Source organism: Paraburkholderia sp. EG304 (assembly GCF_046543485.1).
GTDB lineage: Bacteria > Pseudomonadota > Gammaproteobacteria > Burkholderiales > Burkholderiaceae > Paraburkholderia > Paraburkholderia youngii.
Window position 1 is genome coordinate 99918 of sequence record NZ_JBKGUA010000010.1, and the last position, 14696, is coordinate 114613.

The window sequence follows — 14696 nt, forward strand, 5'->3', positions numbered from 1 at the left end:
CAGCGCGGGCAACGATCCGTAATTATGCCGCGCGTGCCTGGGTTGGGCCATCGCACGGGTCGGCTGGAGATTGGCCGCGAGTCGGGCGCCCGTCAGTGCCGTTGCGCCGAGCGCGCCTTCGACGCCTGCTTGTGGCTATACATCGCCGCATCGGCCGCAGCGAGCAGTTCGGCGACCGTGCCGTGGCGCGTCGGCTCGTACGTCACCTGGCCGACGCTGAAGTGGATCTGATAGCCGGGCAGCAGCTCGGCATTGCGTTGGTCGAGCAGCTGCTCGAGACGCTGCGTCACCTCATGCGTCTCCGCGTTGCTGGCGCCGGTCAGCAGCGCGACGAACTCGTCGCCGCCGAGCCGCCCGATCACGTCGCTTTCGCGCAGCGCAGTACGCAGCACCTCGGCGAAGGCCTGCAGCGCGCGGTCGCCCTCCGCGTGCCCGAGCGTATCGTTGATCTGCTTGAAATCGTTCAGATCGAAGAACAGCAGTGACGCCGGCTTATCCATGCGCCGACAGACGTTCAGCGCGTGTTGCGCGAGCACTTCGAAACCGCGTCGGTTCGACAGCAGCGTGAGGTCGTCGAGCGTGGCCAGCTGGATCGCGGCGAGTTCCTGTTCGGCCATGCGCGCGAGGTCGCGCAGCAACGCGCGATCTTCGTCATCGAGCATGCGCGGCTTCGTGTCGAGCAGGCACAGCGTGCCGACCTTGCCGCCGTTCGCAACCTGCAGCGGACAGCCTGCGTAGAAGCGGATGTGCGGTTCGTCGATGACGAACGGATTGTCGTTGAAGCGCGGATCGGCGAGCGTGTCGGGCACCATGAAAATATCGTCGCCGAGAATGGCGTGCGCGCAAAACGACACGTCGCGCGAGGTCTCGCTCGCCTCCAGGCCGATGCACGATTTGAACCACTGCCGGTTCGCATCGACGAGACTGACGACGGCGATCGGTACACCGAACAGCCGCCGCGCGAGGCGGGTCAGGCGATCGAAGCGCTCTTCCGGCGCCGTGTCGAGAATATGCAGTGCGTGCAATCCGTCGAGACGGGCGCTTTCATTGCTGGGGATCGGAGGAACAAGCATGAAGTGAGGTCGGCGGGTGTCGGATGTTCTAGCGGGTAAGGATTAGTGTATAGCGGCATTCCGGCGCGTGGAATTGAGGAAACGGCCAGTCGTCCGGGCGGTCGACACAGCCGTGTACAGCCGCGAAATCCGCGCACGCGCTCAGAACACTGCTTGCACGGGTCGCGCGAGACAGTCGAGCAGGTTGTCGGGGCCACACAGATGCAGCGCGCCGACGACCACCAGCGTGCGCTCGCGCACGTCCAGCAATTCGTTCAGCCGCGCGGCCCATGCGCGATTGCGCACGTCGAGGATCGCCTGACGGATGCCGGGTAGATTGAACATCGGCGATTCGACGGCGATTTGCTGTATCGCTTGCAGATCGCCGTCCAGCCACGCCCCGTGCATCCGTTCGAGCGTGCGTTGCGGCTCGCCGCGATCGGCCATCAGCATGTCGAGCGCGGCGGCAATGGCTTCGAGCGGAATCGATTCGAGCGTGACGGCGACGTCCTGCGCGGACTCGAGATAGCGGTACGGCTTCGCCTGCGCGATCGCCGAGCGCAACATGCGCGGCTCGACACCCTCGACCACCTGCTGCAGCAGCGTCGGCGCGACGATCAGCGCGGCCCACGGACGCAGTGTTTCAAGCGGCGCCAGCAGACCGTCGGTTGGCCATAGGGCCTGCAGTTGGGTCCAGGCTTCGTCGCGCATCAAGGGCCGCAGTTGTGCGGCAGCGGGGTGTGCGTCGGCTTTGAGGAACGGCAGGATCGTCGCTGGATCGGACTCGAGCACGAGCGTGTCAGCCCAGTCATAGGCCTCGGCGATCCATGGCGGCGTTCGACGGCTGATCGCAGGAAACAGATGCATCGAGCCGAGCAAGCGGACCTGGGTGCCGGTGAATTGGAAATACATGCGGCTTCAATGAAAGCGGGCGATGACGATGCTGTGATTCTATCGTCCGTTCCGGATGCGGCGCGACGGCAGACTTTGTCCTTCTCCGCGAGCCGGACACGCCATTAGTCTGAATGCGCTGCTCATGTGTGAGCAGGAGTCAAACGCGGTAATAGCGATGCACCGAAAAATGCGGTCATGCCGGTTCCTGAACTACGTTCCCCTGCCCTCAATCAAATCCGCGCTCCATTTCTGATCGATTCGAAGCAACGTCTACAGCACGCGGCGGGATCGACCGGTCCTCTCGCATCGCTGACGACGGTCGGCAAAAGCTGACGAAAGAGGAATAGAAAAAAGAAAAGCCCCGACAAGTCGGGGCTTCTCTTTACATCAAAGACTGGAGGCGCGAGCCGGAGTCGAACCGGCCTAAACGGCTTTGCAGGCCGCTGCATAACCGCTTTGCTATCGCGCCGCAAGCGGACTGGAACCTAGACACGGGTTCGCAGATTTATCTGGTGGTTACCAGAAGAACCGAAGCTCTGGAAAGTTCAGAACGACCGGCCTTCCAAACAAAAAGGGAAGCGTTGCTTCCCCTGATGTATGGAGCGGGAGACGAGGCTCGAACTCGCGACCTCAACCTTGGCAAGGTTGCGCTCTACCAACTGAGCTACTCCCGCATTGAACTGCTTCACACCGCGCTGCGTTTTTTACTTCGCCAAACAACGCGATGCTTCGAAAACTGGAGCGGGAAACGAGGCTCGAACTCGCGACCTCAACCTTGGCAAGGTTGCGCTCTACCAACTGAGCTATTCCCGCGTCGTACTGCATTCACTGCTACTTCTTTGCTGCGTCTCCGGTGTTTCGCGTTGCGTGCATCGGAGAAACGAGATTATGGAGAAACGACTGAAACGTGTCAACCCCTTTGGCCCATCAGTTTTTAAGAAAATATTTCGCTCGTAGTAGCGCGGGGTTCGAACACACTTTTGCGTCCCCGCGGTCCTTCTGTTCACACCATCACGCGACGCCACCGCGCTCGCGAATCTGCGGCCACGCGAGCTTCATGTAGTACAGCATCGACCAGATCGTCAGGAACGCGGCCAGATAGATCAGCCACAGGCCCCACACCCGCGTATCGACTGTCACGCCGCCGCCGAGCGACAGCGGACCATAGAACAGCAGCATCGGAATCGCGACCATCTGGCAAGCGGTCTTGAACTTGCCGAGCGAGTTCACCGCGACGCTCTTCGATGCGCCGATCTGCGCCATCCATTCGCGCAGCGCCGAGATCGCGATTTCGCGGCCGACGATCACGAGCGCGATCGCCGAATCGATCCGCGCGAGCTGCACGAGCACGAGCAGCGCCGCGGTCACCATCAGCTTGTCGGCGACCGGATCGAGAAACGCGCCGAACGCCGAGGTCTGATTCCATTTACGGGCCAGAAAGCCGTCGAACCAGTCGGTGAGCGCCGCCAGGATGAAGATCGTCGCGGCCGCGAGATTGCGGTGCGCGGGGCTCATCATCATGTCAGGCAAATAGAACACACCGACGACGAGCGGAATCAGCACGATCCGCAGCCAGGTCAGGAATATCGGGAAATTAAACGGCATGGGGCAGGCGCAGCGTCTGACGAGTGAGTTGCAATTGTGCCGTGTCGCAAGGCCTGCCACAAGCAAGCGGCCCGGGCAGGGCCACGCGGGGGCGGCAAGCGGGCCGCACCCGGCGCGTGGTTCGCGGAGTCGGCGCCAGCCGGCGCATCCGCCACGCGACGCGTCAGCTCCGGCGAGCGGTCGTGTCGACAACAGCGCGGCCCGGCCCGTCGATTCAATGCAGTTGCCGGTAGATCTGCTCGGCAAGCGCCTGCGAAATACCCTCGACGCTCGCCAGATCCTCGACGCTCGCGGCCACCACACCGCGCAAGCCGCCAAAGCGCGCGAGCAGGCGCTGACGCCGCTTGGCCCCCACCCCTTCGAGTTCTTCGAGCCGCGAGGTCTGGCGCGTCTTGCCGCGCTTGGCGCGCATGCCGGTGATCGCGAAGCGGTGCGCTTCGTCGCGGATCTGTGCGACCAGCATCAGCGCGGCGCTTTCCTTGCCGAGTTCGAGCGGCGTACGGCCGTCCGCGAAAATCAGCGTCTCGAGACCGACCTTGCGCCCCTCGCCCTTCGCGACGCCGACCAGCATGCCGGTGTCGAGCCCCAGCTCGGTGAACACCTGCCGCGCGATCTCGACCTGCCCCTTGCCGCCGTCGATCAGCACGATGGTCGGCAAGACGCCGCCGGCCGCGGCGGGCTCGGCGGCATCGGCGGCGAGCGACGGATCGGCGGCCGCGTCGCTTTGCGATTCGGCGGCTTCGTCGCTCGCGTTCGCGGCGGCTTGCGCGACCATCTTCTCGTAGCGGCGCGTGAGCACCTGGCGCATCGCCGCGTAATCGTCGCCGGGCGTGATGCCGGTGATGTTGTAGCGCCGATACTCGGACGACTGCATCTTGTGATGGTGATACACGACGCACGACGCCTGCGTCGCCTCGCCCATCGTATGACTGATGTCGAAGCATTCGATGCGCAGATGCGCGAGGTCGTCGCACTCCATGCCGAGCGTGTCGGTCAGCGCGCGCGTGCGCGCCTGTTGCGAGCCCTGCTCGGACAGCAGCCGCGCGAGCGCGAGCCGCGCGTTCTGCTCGGCCATCGCGAGCCACGCGCGCCGCTGTCCCTGCGGTTGACGCAGCACGCTCACCTTATGGCCCGCCTGCTCGATCAGCACGTCGACGAGTTCGCGCGCCGGCGCGTGGCTGACCACCAGCACCGGCGGCACGCGATTGCCGAGGTAATGCTGCGCGATGAACGCTTCGAGCACTTCGGATTCGACGCCGCCAGGCGCGCGGCCTTTGCGGCCCTTCGCCGCCGGGCCGGATTCCGGGCGCCCGTCGGCGCCTTCGTCCACGCCTTCGTCGCTGATGGCGTCCGCGGCCGCTTCGGTAGCCTCGTCGAGCGCTTCTTCGTCACTACCATCGGTGTCTTCGTCTTCCGACGGCATGTCCTGCGCGATCGCGAGCGCATCGGCCGTGGCCCTCGCCGCTTCGGCCGACGGCGCGACTGCCTGCCCCGCCGCCGATGCACCGTCCTGATCGCCGTCTTCTTCGAGCCCGCCTTCCTCCGCCGTCAACGCGCTCTCCACGTGCGTGGGAAAGTACGCCTTGTCGCCGAGATGCCGCCCGCCGCGCACCATCGCGAGATTCACGCACACGCGGCCGCCCAGCGCGACCACCGCGAGAATGTCGACGTCGCTATCGCTGCCGACTTCGATCGCCTGCTGATGCAGCACCGTCGACAGCGAGCTCATCTGGTTGCGCACCGCCGCGGCCTGCTCGAATTTCAGCTCGCTCGCGAACGCGCGCATCTTCTGCTCGAGCTCCTTCATCACCTCGCCCTGGCGGCCGAGCAGAAAGCGCGACGCGTTGGCGACGTCGCGCGCGTAATCCTCTTCGCTGATATTCGCGACGCACGGCGCGGTGCAGCGGCCGATCTGATGCAGCAGACACGGCCGCGTCCGGTTGTTGAACATCGAGTCCTCGCAGGTCCGCAGCTGGAACACGCGCTGCAGGATCTGGATGCTCTCTCGCACCGCCCACGCGCTGGGGAACGGACCGAAGTACTGGTTCTTGCGATCGACCGAGCCGCGGTAATAGGCCATGCGCGGAAACTTGTGACCGGTCAGCTTCAAGTACGGATACGACTTGTCGTCGCGAAACAGGATGTTGTACCGCGGCGTGAGCGCCTTGATCAGGTTGTTTTCGAGCAGCAGCGCCTCGGCCTCGGAACGCGTGACCGTCGTCTCGATACGCGCGATGCGCGTGACCATCATCGCGATGCGCGGCGACAGCTGCGTCTTCGTGAAGTAGCTCGATACGCGCTTCTTCAGATCGCGCGCCTTGCCGACATAGAGCACGACGCCGCTCGTGTCGTAATAGCGGTACACGCCGGGCAGATGCGGCAGTTGGGCGAGCACTTTTTTCGGCTCGAAGGTGTCGGGGGCGTCGGTTGCTTCGGGTTCGGTCATGCGGGATCGATTGGGGTGGGACTGTCTCGCGCCGCCTCGCCGCTTGCACCGATTACGTGGATTGCGCGGATTGCGCCGATCGCCCGGCACCATGCGCCGGGGGTCGTGTCGCGCGTCGTGCCATGCGGCCCGCGTGGCGGACAAACGGCGCGCGCGATCGCGAGCGAGGCTTTAGAATCGCCAGTTTAGAACATTCCGCGTTCGTTCGAACCCGCTCCGCGTCGCCGGAGTCACCGAGCCAGCCGAGCCGCCATGTCCTCCGTCGCGCCCGCTTCCGGATCACCCGCTGCCCCTGCCAACCCGGTCGCCTGCGATATCTTCTGCGCGGTGATCGACAACTTCGGCGACATCGGCGTGTGCTGGCGCCTCGCGCGCCAACTCGCGCACGAGCATGGCTGGCAGGTGCGCGTGTTCGTCGACGATCTGCATGCGTTCAAGAGGTTGTGCCCGTCGCTCGTGCTCGAGCGTGCGCGGCAGACGCTCGACGGCATTGTCATCGAGCATTGGCACGAGCCGTCTCACGCAGGCGATACGCTCGAAGTCGCCGACGTCGTGATCGAGGCGTTCGGCTGCGAATTGCCGCCCGTCTATATCGCGGCGATGGCAAAGCGCGCGCGCGCGCCTCAGTGGTTCAACCTCGAATATCTGAGCGCCGAGGACTGGGTCGCCGATTTTCATTTGCGGCCGTCGCCGCATCCGCGCTACGCGCTGAGCAAGATCTTCTTTTTTCCCGGCCTCGGCCCCGGGACCGGTGGCGTGCTGAAGGAGCGCGATCTCGACGCGGCGCGCGCCGCGTTCGAAGGTTCGCCGGCCGCGCGCACCGACTGGTGGCGCAACGTCACGGGCTACGCGCCGCCGCCCGCCGACGCGACCGTCGTTTCTCTGTTCGCATACGAAAATCCGGCGGTCGACAGTCTGCTCGAACAATGGCGCGACAGCGCAAGCCCGATCGTGCTGCTGGTGCCCGAAGGACGCATTTCCGGCGCGCTCGCGCGTTTTTTCGGCCTACCGTCATTTGCAGCAGGCACCCATGCGATGCGCGGCAACCTCAGGGCGCACGCACTCGCTTTCACCGAACAGCCGGGCTACGACGCACTGCTATGGGCGAGCGACATCAATTTCGTGCGCGGCGAGGACTCGTTCGTGCGCGCGCAGTGGGCCGCTAAACCGTTCGTCTGGCACATCTATCCGCAGGCCGACGATGCCCATCTGCCAAAGCTCGACGCCGCGCTCGCGCACTACACGCGCACGCTGTCGAGGGACGCACGCGCCGCGCTCGGGCGTTTCTGGCACGCGTGGAACGGCGCCGGTCAGCCAGACTGGGCGGAATTCCAGCGCCACTATCCGGCGCTTAAGCGGCGCGCCGCCGCGTGGTCAGTCGAACTCGCGCAAGTCGGCGATCTCGCCGGAAATCTGACCTCGTTCGCAAAAACTCAGTTAAAATAAGCGGTTATCCAACGGCCGACGACGCAAGCGCGGCCCGATTCGAGCAACAACCCCATGGTCAGCCCGTCTGACCGGTCCCCTCGAAAAACACAGCACGTGTCCCAATCTCCTGGTCGGGCACGCGAATGTCAAAAAAGGGACGTATGTTTGGGCGTATTGCAGATCGGCGCCACTCGTGTACACGCCCGAACAGGGTAAAACTCAGGTAACGGACAGGTGGAAACGCCGAGGCATCACGCCGCGGATTTTCGCCGTGAGCCGGTCCCGTTTCACGCATCCGGGCTGCGGTCGCTTCGAGCGGCGCGCGGCAGGCGGTGGGCGAAACGCCGAAGCCGCTTGGCACCTATGCCGTTGAGCAACAGTTAAGCTATTTATCTCGTACAGGACAGTTTTATGAAGACCGCACAGGAACTCCGCACCGGCAACGTCGTGATGATCGGCGCAGACGCAATGGTCGTGCAAAAGGCCGAATACAACAAATCGGGCCGTAACTCCGCCGTTGTCAAAATGAAGTTCAAAAACCTGCTGACCGGCGCAGGCATGGAAGCCGTGTACAAGGCGGACGACAAGTTCGACGTCGTCGTGCTCGAGCGCAAGGAAGTGACGTACTCGTACTTCGCCGACCCGATGTACGTGTTCATGGACGCCGACTACAACCAGTACGAAGTCGAAGCCGAAATGATGGGCGACGCGATGAACTACCTCGAAGACGGCATGGCTTGCGAAGTCGTGTTCTACAACGAGAAGGCCATTTCGGTCGAACTGCCGACCACGCTGGTTCGCGAAATCATCTACACGGAACCGGCTGTCAAGGGCGACACGTCGTCGGGCAAGGTCCTGAAGAACGCCAAGCTGAACACCGGCTTCGAACTGCAAGTGCCGCTCTTCTGCAACATCGGCGACAAGATCGAAATCGACACGCGTACGCACGAGTACCGCAGCCGCGCCTAAACGGCGGCCTGCGTCACCCCGCCAGCGCCGGCGCCCTGCCGGCCTGCACCGAAAGCGCTCAATTTTTGGGCGCTTTTTCTTTTCTGTCGCGCCGTGTATGGTTTAGGAAAACTTTACCGGCAAATTTCTCAAAATTGCCATCGCGACATCATGAATTCGCGTCGCGCGCGCGCCAGGCCCTTGATCCATTTCATCCAGGCTTTTTGGCACGATGCCTGCTAGGTGGAGAGAGTTACGCGAGTACCGCTCAATATCCACTTGGGAGAGCCACCATGAACGAAGACATTGCTGAAGGTAAATGGAAACAGATGGTCGGCAAGGCGAAGGCCGCATGGGGCGAACTGACTGACGACGAACTGACCAAAGCCGAAGGCCGGGCCGACAGGCTCGCCGGTCTGATTCAGGAACGCTATGGCAAAACCCGTGAACAGGCGGAACTCGAAGTGCGCCGGTTTTTCGATAGCAACCGGGATTTCTGACAGGAGCAGTGAAGGAACTACAGGCGCCGGCCCGCGCCGCTCAAGACGCAGTGCCGGCGGCTGTCGTTTTTTCACCGTGCAAGGACCGTTCGTTTAGCCCTGTCATCGAGCCCCCAGGAGCCCACGGTGCGCGCCATCAGCGTTGGCGGCGCGCCGGGCATTCAACCCATTCATAAAATTGCGCTCGCCATGCCACACGCCCTGATTGTTGAAGACGATCCCAATAGCCTGTCCGGTCTGTCGGCAATCCTCGCCGCCGACGGCTTTTCAGTCGACACCGCGACCACGCTCGCCGAGGCGCGCGGCGCATTGACGCGCTTCATTCCGGACGTCGTGCTCGTCGACCTGAATCTGCCGGACGGCAGCGGCCTCGATCTGTTGCAGCATCTGCCCGCGCATCCGCCAGGCGGTGCGCTTCCAGTGATCGTGATGACCGGCAATGCGACGGTCGAGAGTGCGATCGAGGGGTTGCGGCACGGTATCTGGGACTATCTGCTGAAGCCGGTCAACATCCCGCGTCTGCGCAGCCTGCTCGCGCGCATTCCGCGGCCTTATGAGCTGACCGAGGAGGTTCAGGCGCTGCGGGCATCGCTGCGTCAACTCGGCCGCTTTGGTTCGATGCTCGGCCGCAGCAGCACGATTCAACACGTGTACGACACGATCGAGCGGCTCGCGCCGACTGAAGCCGCGGTGCTGATCTCCGGCGAGGCCGGCACCGGCAAGCAGATCGCCGCGCGCACGCTGCACGACATGAGTCGCCGCCGCAAAGGCCCGTTCGTCACCTTCGATTGCCGCGGCGCGGCCGCCGGCGGCCTCAATCGCTCGCTCGACAGCTTGTTGTTCGGCCACGAACGCGGCGCGTTCGGCGGCGCAGAGCAGCGCGAGCCAGGCCTCTTCGAACAGGCGAGCGGCGGCACGCTGTTCATCAACGAAATCACCGAACTGCCGCGCGCGCAGCAGGAAGCGCTGTTGCGCGCGCTCGATTCGCAGACCTTTATGCGCGTGGGCGGCAGCAACCAGATCGTGACCGACTTCCGACTGATCGCGTCGACGCGCAAGCCGCCGCGCGCGGCGGTCGCGGACGGCTCGCTGCATCAGGACCTCGCGCTGCGTCTCGAAGCCGCCGCGGTCAACCTGCCGCCGCTGCGCGAGCGCGGCGAAGATCCGGTGCTGATCGCACAGGCAGTCGTCGACGAACTGAATATGGAAGCGACCGCGCGCGGCACGGCCGAGGTCGCGAAGCAGGCGGGGCCGAACTTCCTGCGCGAATGCCTCGCGTACGACTGGCCGGGCAACGTGCTCGAGCTGCAGGAACGCGTGCGGCGCGCCTATCAGGCGTCGGGTGACGTGATCGAATCATTGCGCGCCGACGAAGCCGGCACGGCCAACGGCCGCGATCTGAACGGCAGCCGCGTGCAGGTGACCGTCGGCACGCCACTCGCTGACGTCGAAGAAATGCTGATTCGCGCGACGCTGGACGCGGTCGGCGGCACGCGGCATCGCGCGGCGTCGTTGCTGGGAATCAGCCCGAAGACGCTGTACAACAAGTTGCAGCGCATGCGCCTGAACTGAACGATTGCCCGACGGCGGTTCGGGCCAGTCGAAGCTGATAAAAAATGGCGCCTTGAATTGCTTCAAGGCGCCATTTCCATTTATGCAAAGGTACTGCGCACCAGTCTCTGCGCTTCGGCGTACCGTGGCTCGGCCATCAGCTTGCTCCACGTGAGCGCCTTGCCGCGCGGCCGCATGCGCTTCAACCGCCGCAGCGATTCCTTCGACGGCGTGACGCGCAGTGCGTCGAGCACCTTCTCCGCTTCGTCCGGCTGGTTGCAGATCAGCACCATGTCGCAGCCGGCCTCCAGCGCGGCTTGCGCGCCTTCGGTCAACGTGCCGCCCTGGCGCGCGGCTTCCATCGATAGATCGTCGCTGAAGATCGCCCCTTCGAAGCCCAGCTTGCCGCGCAGGATGTCCTGCAGCCAGATGCGCGAGAAGCCGGCCGGCTTCGCGTCGACCGCCGGATAGACGACGTGCGCGGGCAGCACCGCGCCAAGCGACAGACCGAGCCAGTCGTACGGTGCGACGTCGTTGCCGAGAATCTCGTCGAGCGGGCGTTCGTCGATGGGCATCGCGACGTGCGAATCTGCCTGCGCGAATCCGTGCCCCGGAAAATGCTTGCCGCAGTTGCTCATGCCGGCGAGCGCGAGACCGTGATTCAGGCTCTTCGCGAGCAGCGCGACCACGCGCGGATCGCGATGAAACGCGCGATCGCCGATCACCTGCGAATGCCCATAGTCGAGGTCGAGCACCGGCGTGAAGCTCATGTCGATGCCGCATGCGCGCAGTTCCGCGGCGAGGATGTAGCCGACCGCGGTCGTCACCTTCGTCGCGCGCAGCACGTCCTCGTCCCACAACGCGCCGAGCTTGCCCATCGACGGCAGCACCGTGAAGCCGTCAGTACGAAAGCGCTGCACGCGGCCGCCTTCGTGATCGACCGCGATCAGCAGATCCGGGCGAATCGCGCGGATCGCATCGGTCAGCGCGACCAGTTGCGCGCGGCTCTCGTAGTGGCGCGCGAACAGGATCACGCCGCCGGTCATCGGATGCGCGAGACGCCTTTTGTCATCGCGGTTCAGCGTTTTGCCGACCACGTCGAGCATCACCGGTCCGGGTGTGGTTTTCATCGAATTCCGCTGGAAAAGAGTCTGACGCAAAGACAAACGCGACCGACAGCGGCCGCGTTCAACATTTTTATTCGGTGGCCGAGTGCGCGGACGAAGCCCGCGACGCCGACGCGGCAAACGAAGCTTCCGTCTCGTCCGGCCGCTGCGTCTCGGCGATCACGAACGACACCGCGTAGTCGCGCTCGTCGCTGATCGTCACGCGCGCCGTGATGCCGCGCGCGTCGAGCCAGTCGGCCAGCTCGCCGGAGGCGACCACCATCGGCTCGCCGCTCGGCCGGTTCAGCGTCTGCAGCGCGCGCCAGCTCATCGGCCAGTGCATGCCGAGGCCGATTGCCTTCGAGAACGCCTCTTTCGCCGAAAAGCGCGTCGCGAGAAACGCGAGACCGCGGGCCGCCGAACGGGCGTGACGCGCGTGGTAGACGCGTAGTTCGTCGGGACCGAGCACCTTCTCAGCGAAACGGCCATTGGTGCGGGTCATCACCGCTGCGACACGGCTGACCTGAACGATGTCGGTGCCGATTCCGTAGATTGCCATGCGTGCGTCCGTCGCGAGATCGGGTTACGCGCGCGCGCCGAGACGCGCGGCGACCATGATCGCCTTCATCTCGCGCACCGCGTTGTCCCAGCCCGCGAAGATCGCGTGCGCGACGATCGCATGGCCGATGTTGAGTTCGACGATGCCTTCGATCGCCGCGATCTGCTGCACATTCGTGTAGTGCAGGCCGTGGCCCGCGTTCACCTTAAGGCCGAGCGTCGTGCCGAATTCGACCGCGCGCACGATGCGCTCGTATTCGCGCTGCTGTTCGGCGGGATCGTGCGCTTCCGCATAACGGCCGGTGTGCAGCTCGATCACCGGCGCGCCGGCTTCGTGCGCGGCGCGAATCTGGGCTTCGTCGGGATCGATGAACAGCGACACGCGCGAGTTCGCGTCCGCCAGTTGCTTGCATGCGGCGCGCACCGCATCGAACTGTCCGGTGACGTCGAGGCCGCCTTCGGTCGTCAGTTCCGCGCGTTTTTCAGGCACGAGGCACACGTCGTGCGGCTGCACTTCGCACGCGATGTCGAGCATTTCGGCCGTGACCGCGCATTCGAGATTCATGCGCGTTTTCAGCAGCGGACGCAGCTTGTGCACGTCCGCGTCGACGATATGCCGACGGTCTTCGCGCAGATGCAGCGTAATCGCGTCGGCGCCGGCTTCTTCGGCCATCAGCGCGGCGCGGATCGGATCGGGATAGGACGTGCCGCGCGCGTTGCGCAGCGTGGCGACGTGGTCGATATTCACGCCGAGGTCGATCACGGTCGGCGAAGTCAGGAAGAAGCTCATAAGTTCTGCAGGTCGATCAGGATCTGGCGGGTAGCAAGCGGCGCGCCGCCGAGATAGGTGTTGAGCAGGAAGCGCATCAGCGTTTTGCTTTGCGCGACGGTCTGCGCTCGATGGTAATCGTCCTTTTCCATATCGAGCAAGGTCTGTCCCGATACCACCGGCCACTGCGCGGGCCATTCGTCCGATGCCTCGCGCACGCCGCGCTCTGGATCGAACACGTAGCGGCCGTCGGCGAGCACGGCCTTGCGCGCGACCGTGCGGTCGAGCGCCATCGCGTAGCCGGTCTCGCGCAGCAGCACGCGTTCGAACGAGCGCAGCACCTGCACCGGCGGCTCATCGTGCGCAAGGCGGGTCAGCGTGACGACGTAGTGATGGAACAACTGAGGATGCGGGTCTTCGCGCGCGCAGAAGCGCACCAGCAATTCGTTGGCATAGAAGCCGCACAGCAGCGCGTCGCCGGTCAGCGGCAGCATGCCGCCGACCCATTCGGCACCGGTCAGCGTGCGCATTTCGGATTTGCCCGACCATGCGAGCGACAAAGGCTGGAACGTTTGCAGCACGCCGCGCAACGCGGAGTGCGGGCGCTTTGCGCCCTTCGCGACGAGCGCGAGACGACCGTGATCGCGCGACAGCACGTCGATGATCAGGCTGGTCTCACGATACGAGTAGCTGTGCAGCACGAACGCGGGCTGCTCGGTGATCCGGTATTCTGATGTGGAGGTGCGCGGCGAGCGACGCGCCGGCGCTTTGCGCGGCTCGCCGTCGTCGGCGGGCGCGCCTTTCGCGCCTTTCGCGCCTTTCGCGCCTTTCGCCTGAGCCGACGATTTCCTCGCGCTACGCGCGGGCCGCGACGGCTCGTGCTCCGGTTGGTCCGGAGCCTCGTCTGAATTGAGCGTCATCCACGCGTCATTCGTACCCATACGCACGAAGCCCGGCTTCGTTGTCGGCCCAGCCGCTCTTCACCTTGACGAAGGTCTCGAGATACACCGGCCCGTCGAACAGCTTCGCCATGTCGAGGCGCGCCTCGGTGCTGATCTGCTTCAGCTTTGCGCCCTTCTGCCCGATGATCATCGCCTTGTGCGTGTCGCGATCGACGAGGATCGTTGCGAAGATACGGCGCAGCCGCCCTTCGGTTTCGAACTTGTCGATCAGCACGGTGCTGGTGTACGGCAGTTCGTCGCCGGTCCAGCGGAAGACCTTCTCGCGCAGGATTTCGGCCGCAAGGAAGCGCTCGCTGCGGTCGGTCAGGTCGTCCTCGCCGTAGATCGGCTCGCCTTCCGGCAGGAACGGCTTGATGGTCGCCATCAGACGCTTGATGTCGTCGGTATTTTTCGCGGACAGCGGCACGATCTCGTTGAACTCGCGCAGCGTGCTCATCTGCTGCATGAACGGGAAAAGCGAGTCCTTATCCGATACGCGATCAAGCTTGTTCGCGATCAGCAGCGTCGGCACCTTCGCCGGGATCAGGTCGAGTACCTTCTGGTCGTCGGGGCCGAAGCGGCCTGCTTCGATGACGAACAGGATCGCATCGACCGAGGTCAGCGTCGACGTTACGGCGCGGTTCAGCGAGCGGTTCAGCGCGCCGCTGTGCTTGGTCTGGAATCCGGGCGTGTCGACGAAGATGTACTGAGCGTCTTCGAGCGTGTTGATGCCGGTGATGCGATGGCGCGTGGTCTGCGCCTTGCGCGACGTGATGCTGACTTTCTGGCCGACCAGCGCGTTCATCAGCGTGGACTTGCCGACGTTCGGGCGGCCGACGATCGCGACCATGCCGCAGCGAAAACCAGTGGGAGTGGGAGCGTTCATATTCGGACTACG

Annotated in this window: 13 protein-coding genes and 3 tRNA genes; 4 read left to right on the top strand and 12 right to left on the bottom strand. The window is 64.5% G+C overall.

Going from position 1 to position 14696, the window contains the following annotated elements; genetic code table 11:
- Window positions 1–92: 92 nt before the first annotated feature.
- From ACLFKU_RS14575 to uvrC, 7 genes are all read right to left on the bottom strand, one after another.
- Window positions 93–1073 (bottom strand): sensor domain-containing diguanylate cyclase, encoded by a 981-nt coding sequence (locus ACLFKU_RS14575; RefSeq protein WP_368585226.1) that lies wholly within the window; start codon window positions 1071–1073, stop codon window positions 93–95.
- 141 nt (window positions 1074–1214) lie between these two features.
- Window positions 1215–1964 carry a TraB/GumN family protein gene (locus ACLFKU_RS14580; RefSeq protein ID WP_410849554.1) on the bottom strand — a complete coding sequence of 250 codons (750 nt, stop codon included), beginning with the start codon at window positions 1962–1964 and terminating at the stop codon, window positions 1215–1217.
- Between the two features lie 377 nt (window positions 1965–2341).
- Window positions 2342–2415 (bottom strand) — tRNA-Cys (locus tag ACLFKU_RS14585).
- A 129-nt stretch (window positions 2416–2544) separates the two neighbouring features.
- Window positions 2545–2620 (bottom strand) — tRNA-Gly (locus ACLFKU_RS14590).
- 63 nt (window positions 2621–2683) lie between these two features.
- Window positions 2684–2759, bottom strand: a tRNA-Gly gene (locus ACLFKU_RS14595).
- 198 nt (window positions 2760–2957) lie between these two features.
- Entirely contained in the window at window positions 2958–3551 is a 594-nt protein-coding gene (gene pgsA, locus ACLFKU_RS14600) for a CDP-diacylglycerol--glycerol-3-phosphate 3-phosphatidyltransferase (protein WP_410849555.1), read from the bottom strand.
- 214 nt (window positions 3552–3765) lie between these two features.
- Entirely contained in the window at window positions 3766–5997 is a 2232-nt protein-coding gene (gene uvrC, locus ACLFKU_RS14605) for an excinuclease ABC subunit UvrC (RefSeq protein ID WP_410849556.1), read from the bottom strand.
- Between the two features lie 252 nt (window positions 5998–6249).
- Here uvrC and earP point away from each other — a divergent pair, with 252 nt between their 5' ends.
- From earP to ACLFKU_RS14625, 4 genes are all read left to right on the top strand, one after another.
- On the top strand, window positions 6250–7443 hold the full coding sequence (gene earP, locus ACLFKU_RS14610) for an elongation factor P maturation arginine rhamnosyltransferase EarP (protein WP_410849557.1): 1194 nt from the start codon (window positions 6250–6252) through the stop codon (window positions 7441–7443).
- A 393-nt stretch (window positions 7444–7836) separates the two neighbouring features.
- A complete protein-coding gene (gene efp / locus ACLFKU_RS14615) occupies window positions 7837–8394 on the top strand; it encodes an elongation factor P (protein WP_013090038.1) in 558 nt (185 codons plus the stop codon).
- A gap of 272 nt (window positions 8395–8666) precedes the next feature.
- Window positions 8667–8873: a CsbD family protein gene (locus ACLFKU_RS14620; protein WP_368585220.1), complete on the top strand. Its 207-nt coding sequence runs from the start codon at window positions 8667–8669 to the stop codon at window positions 8871–8873.
- Between the two features lie 189 nt (window positions 8874–9062).
- A complete protein-coding gene (locus ACLFKU_RS14625) occupies window positions 9063–10445 on the top strand; it encodes a sigma-54-dependent transcriptional regulator (protein WP_368585219.1) in 1383 nt (460 codons plus the stop codon).
- A gap of 80 nt (window positions 10446–10525) precedes the next feature.
- Here ACLFKU_RS14625 and nagZ read toward each other — a convergent pair whose 3' ends face one another.
- The 5 genes from nagZ to era all read right to left on the bottom strand — a co-directional run bounded on the left by nagZ (window position 10526) and on the right by era (window position 14684).
- A complete protein-coding gene (gene nagZ / locus ACLFKU_RS14630) occupies window positions 10526–11554 on the bottom strand; it encodes a beta-N-acetylhexosaminidase (RefSeq protein WP_410849558.1) in 1029 nt (342 codons plus the stop codon).
- A gap of 67 nt (window positions 11555–11621) precedes the next feature.
- The gene (gene acpS / locus ACLFKU_RS14635; RefSeq protein ID WP_368585216.1) at window positions 11622–12089 is read right to left on the bottom strand and encodes a holo-ACP synthase; all 468 of its coding nucleotides are present in this window, start codon (window positions 12087–12089) and stop codon (window positions 11622–11624) included.
- Window positions 12090–12113: 24 nt separating this feature from the next.
- A complete protein-coding gene (gene pdxJ, locus ACLFKU_RS14640; protein ID WP_410849559.1) occupies window positions 12114–12878 on the bottom strand; it encodes a pyridoxine 5'-phosphate synthase in 765 nt (254 codons plus the stop codon).
- Window positions 12875–13798 carry a DNA repair protein RecO gene (gene recO, locus ACLFKU_RS14645; protein ID WP_410849560.1) on the bottom strand — a complete coding sequence of 308 codons (924 nt, stop codon included), beginning with the start codon at window positions 13796–13798 and terminating at the stop codon, window positions 12875–12877. Before recO ends, pdxJ begins: the two co-directional genes overlap by 4 nt.
- Window positions 13785–14684 (bottom strand): GTPase Era, encoded by a 900-nt coding sequence (gene era / locus ACLFKU_RS14650; RefSeq protein WP_050783920.1) that lies wholly within the window; start codon window positions 14682–14684, stop codon window positions 13785–13787. The genes recO and era overlap by 14 nt, the downstream gene beginning before the upstream one ends.
- Window positions 14685–14696: the final 12 nt, after the last annotated feature.

Coding starts and splice junctions, on each gene's coding strand:
- ACLFKU_RS14575 (WP_368585226.1), bottom strand. CDS start 1,073: ATGCTTGTTCCTCCGATCCCCAGCAATGAAAGCGCCCGTCTCGACGGA.
- ACLFKU_RS14580 (WP_410849554.1), bottom strand. CDS start 1,964: ATGTATTTCCAATTCACCGGCACCCAGGTCCGCTTGCTCGGCTCGATG.
- pgsA (WP_410849555.1), bottom strand. CDS start 3,551: ATGCCGTTTAATTTCCCGATATTCCTGACCTGGCTGCGGATCGTGCTG.
- uvrC (WP_410849556.1), bottom strand. CDS start 5,997: ATGACCGAACCCGAAGCAACCGACGCCCCCGACACCTTCGAGCCGAAA.
- earP (WP_410849557.1), top strand. CDS start 6,250: ATGTCCTCCGTCGCGCCCGCTTCCGGATCACCCGCTGCCCCTGCCAAC.
- efp (WP_013090038.1), top strand. CDS start 7,837: ATGAAGACCGCACAGGAACTCCGCACCGGCAACGTCGTGATGATCGGC.
- ACLFKU_RS14620 (WP_368585220.1), top strand. CDS start 8,667: ATGAACGAAGACATTGCTGAAGGTAAATGGAAACAGATGGTCGGCAAG.
- ACLFKU_RS14625 (WP_368585219.1), top strand. CDS start 9,063: ATGCCACACGCCCTGATTGTTGAAGACGATCCCAATAGCCTGTCCGGT.
- nagZ (WP_410849558.1), bottom strand. CDS start 11,554: ATGAAAACCACACCCGGACCGGTGATGCTCGACGTGGTCGGCAAAACG.
- acpS (WP_368585216.1), bottom strand. CDS start 12,089: ATGGCAATCTACGGAATCGGCACCGACATCGTTCAGGTCAGCCGTGTC.
- pdxJ (WP_410849559.1), bottom strand. CDS start 12,878: ATGAGCTTCTTCCTGACTTCGCCGACCGTGATCGACCTCGGCGTGAAT.
- recO (WP_410849560.1), bottom strand. CDS start 13,798: ATGGGTACGAATGACGCGTGGATGACGCTCAATTCAGACGAGGCTCCG.
- era (WP_050783920.1), bottom strand. CDS start 14,684: ATGAACGCTCCCACTCCCACTGGTTTTCGCTGCGGCATGGTCGCGATC.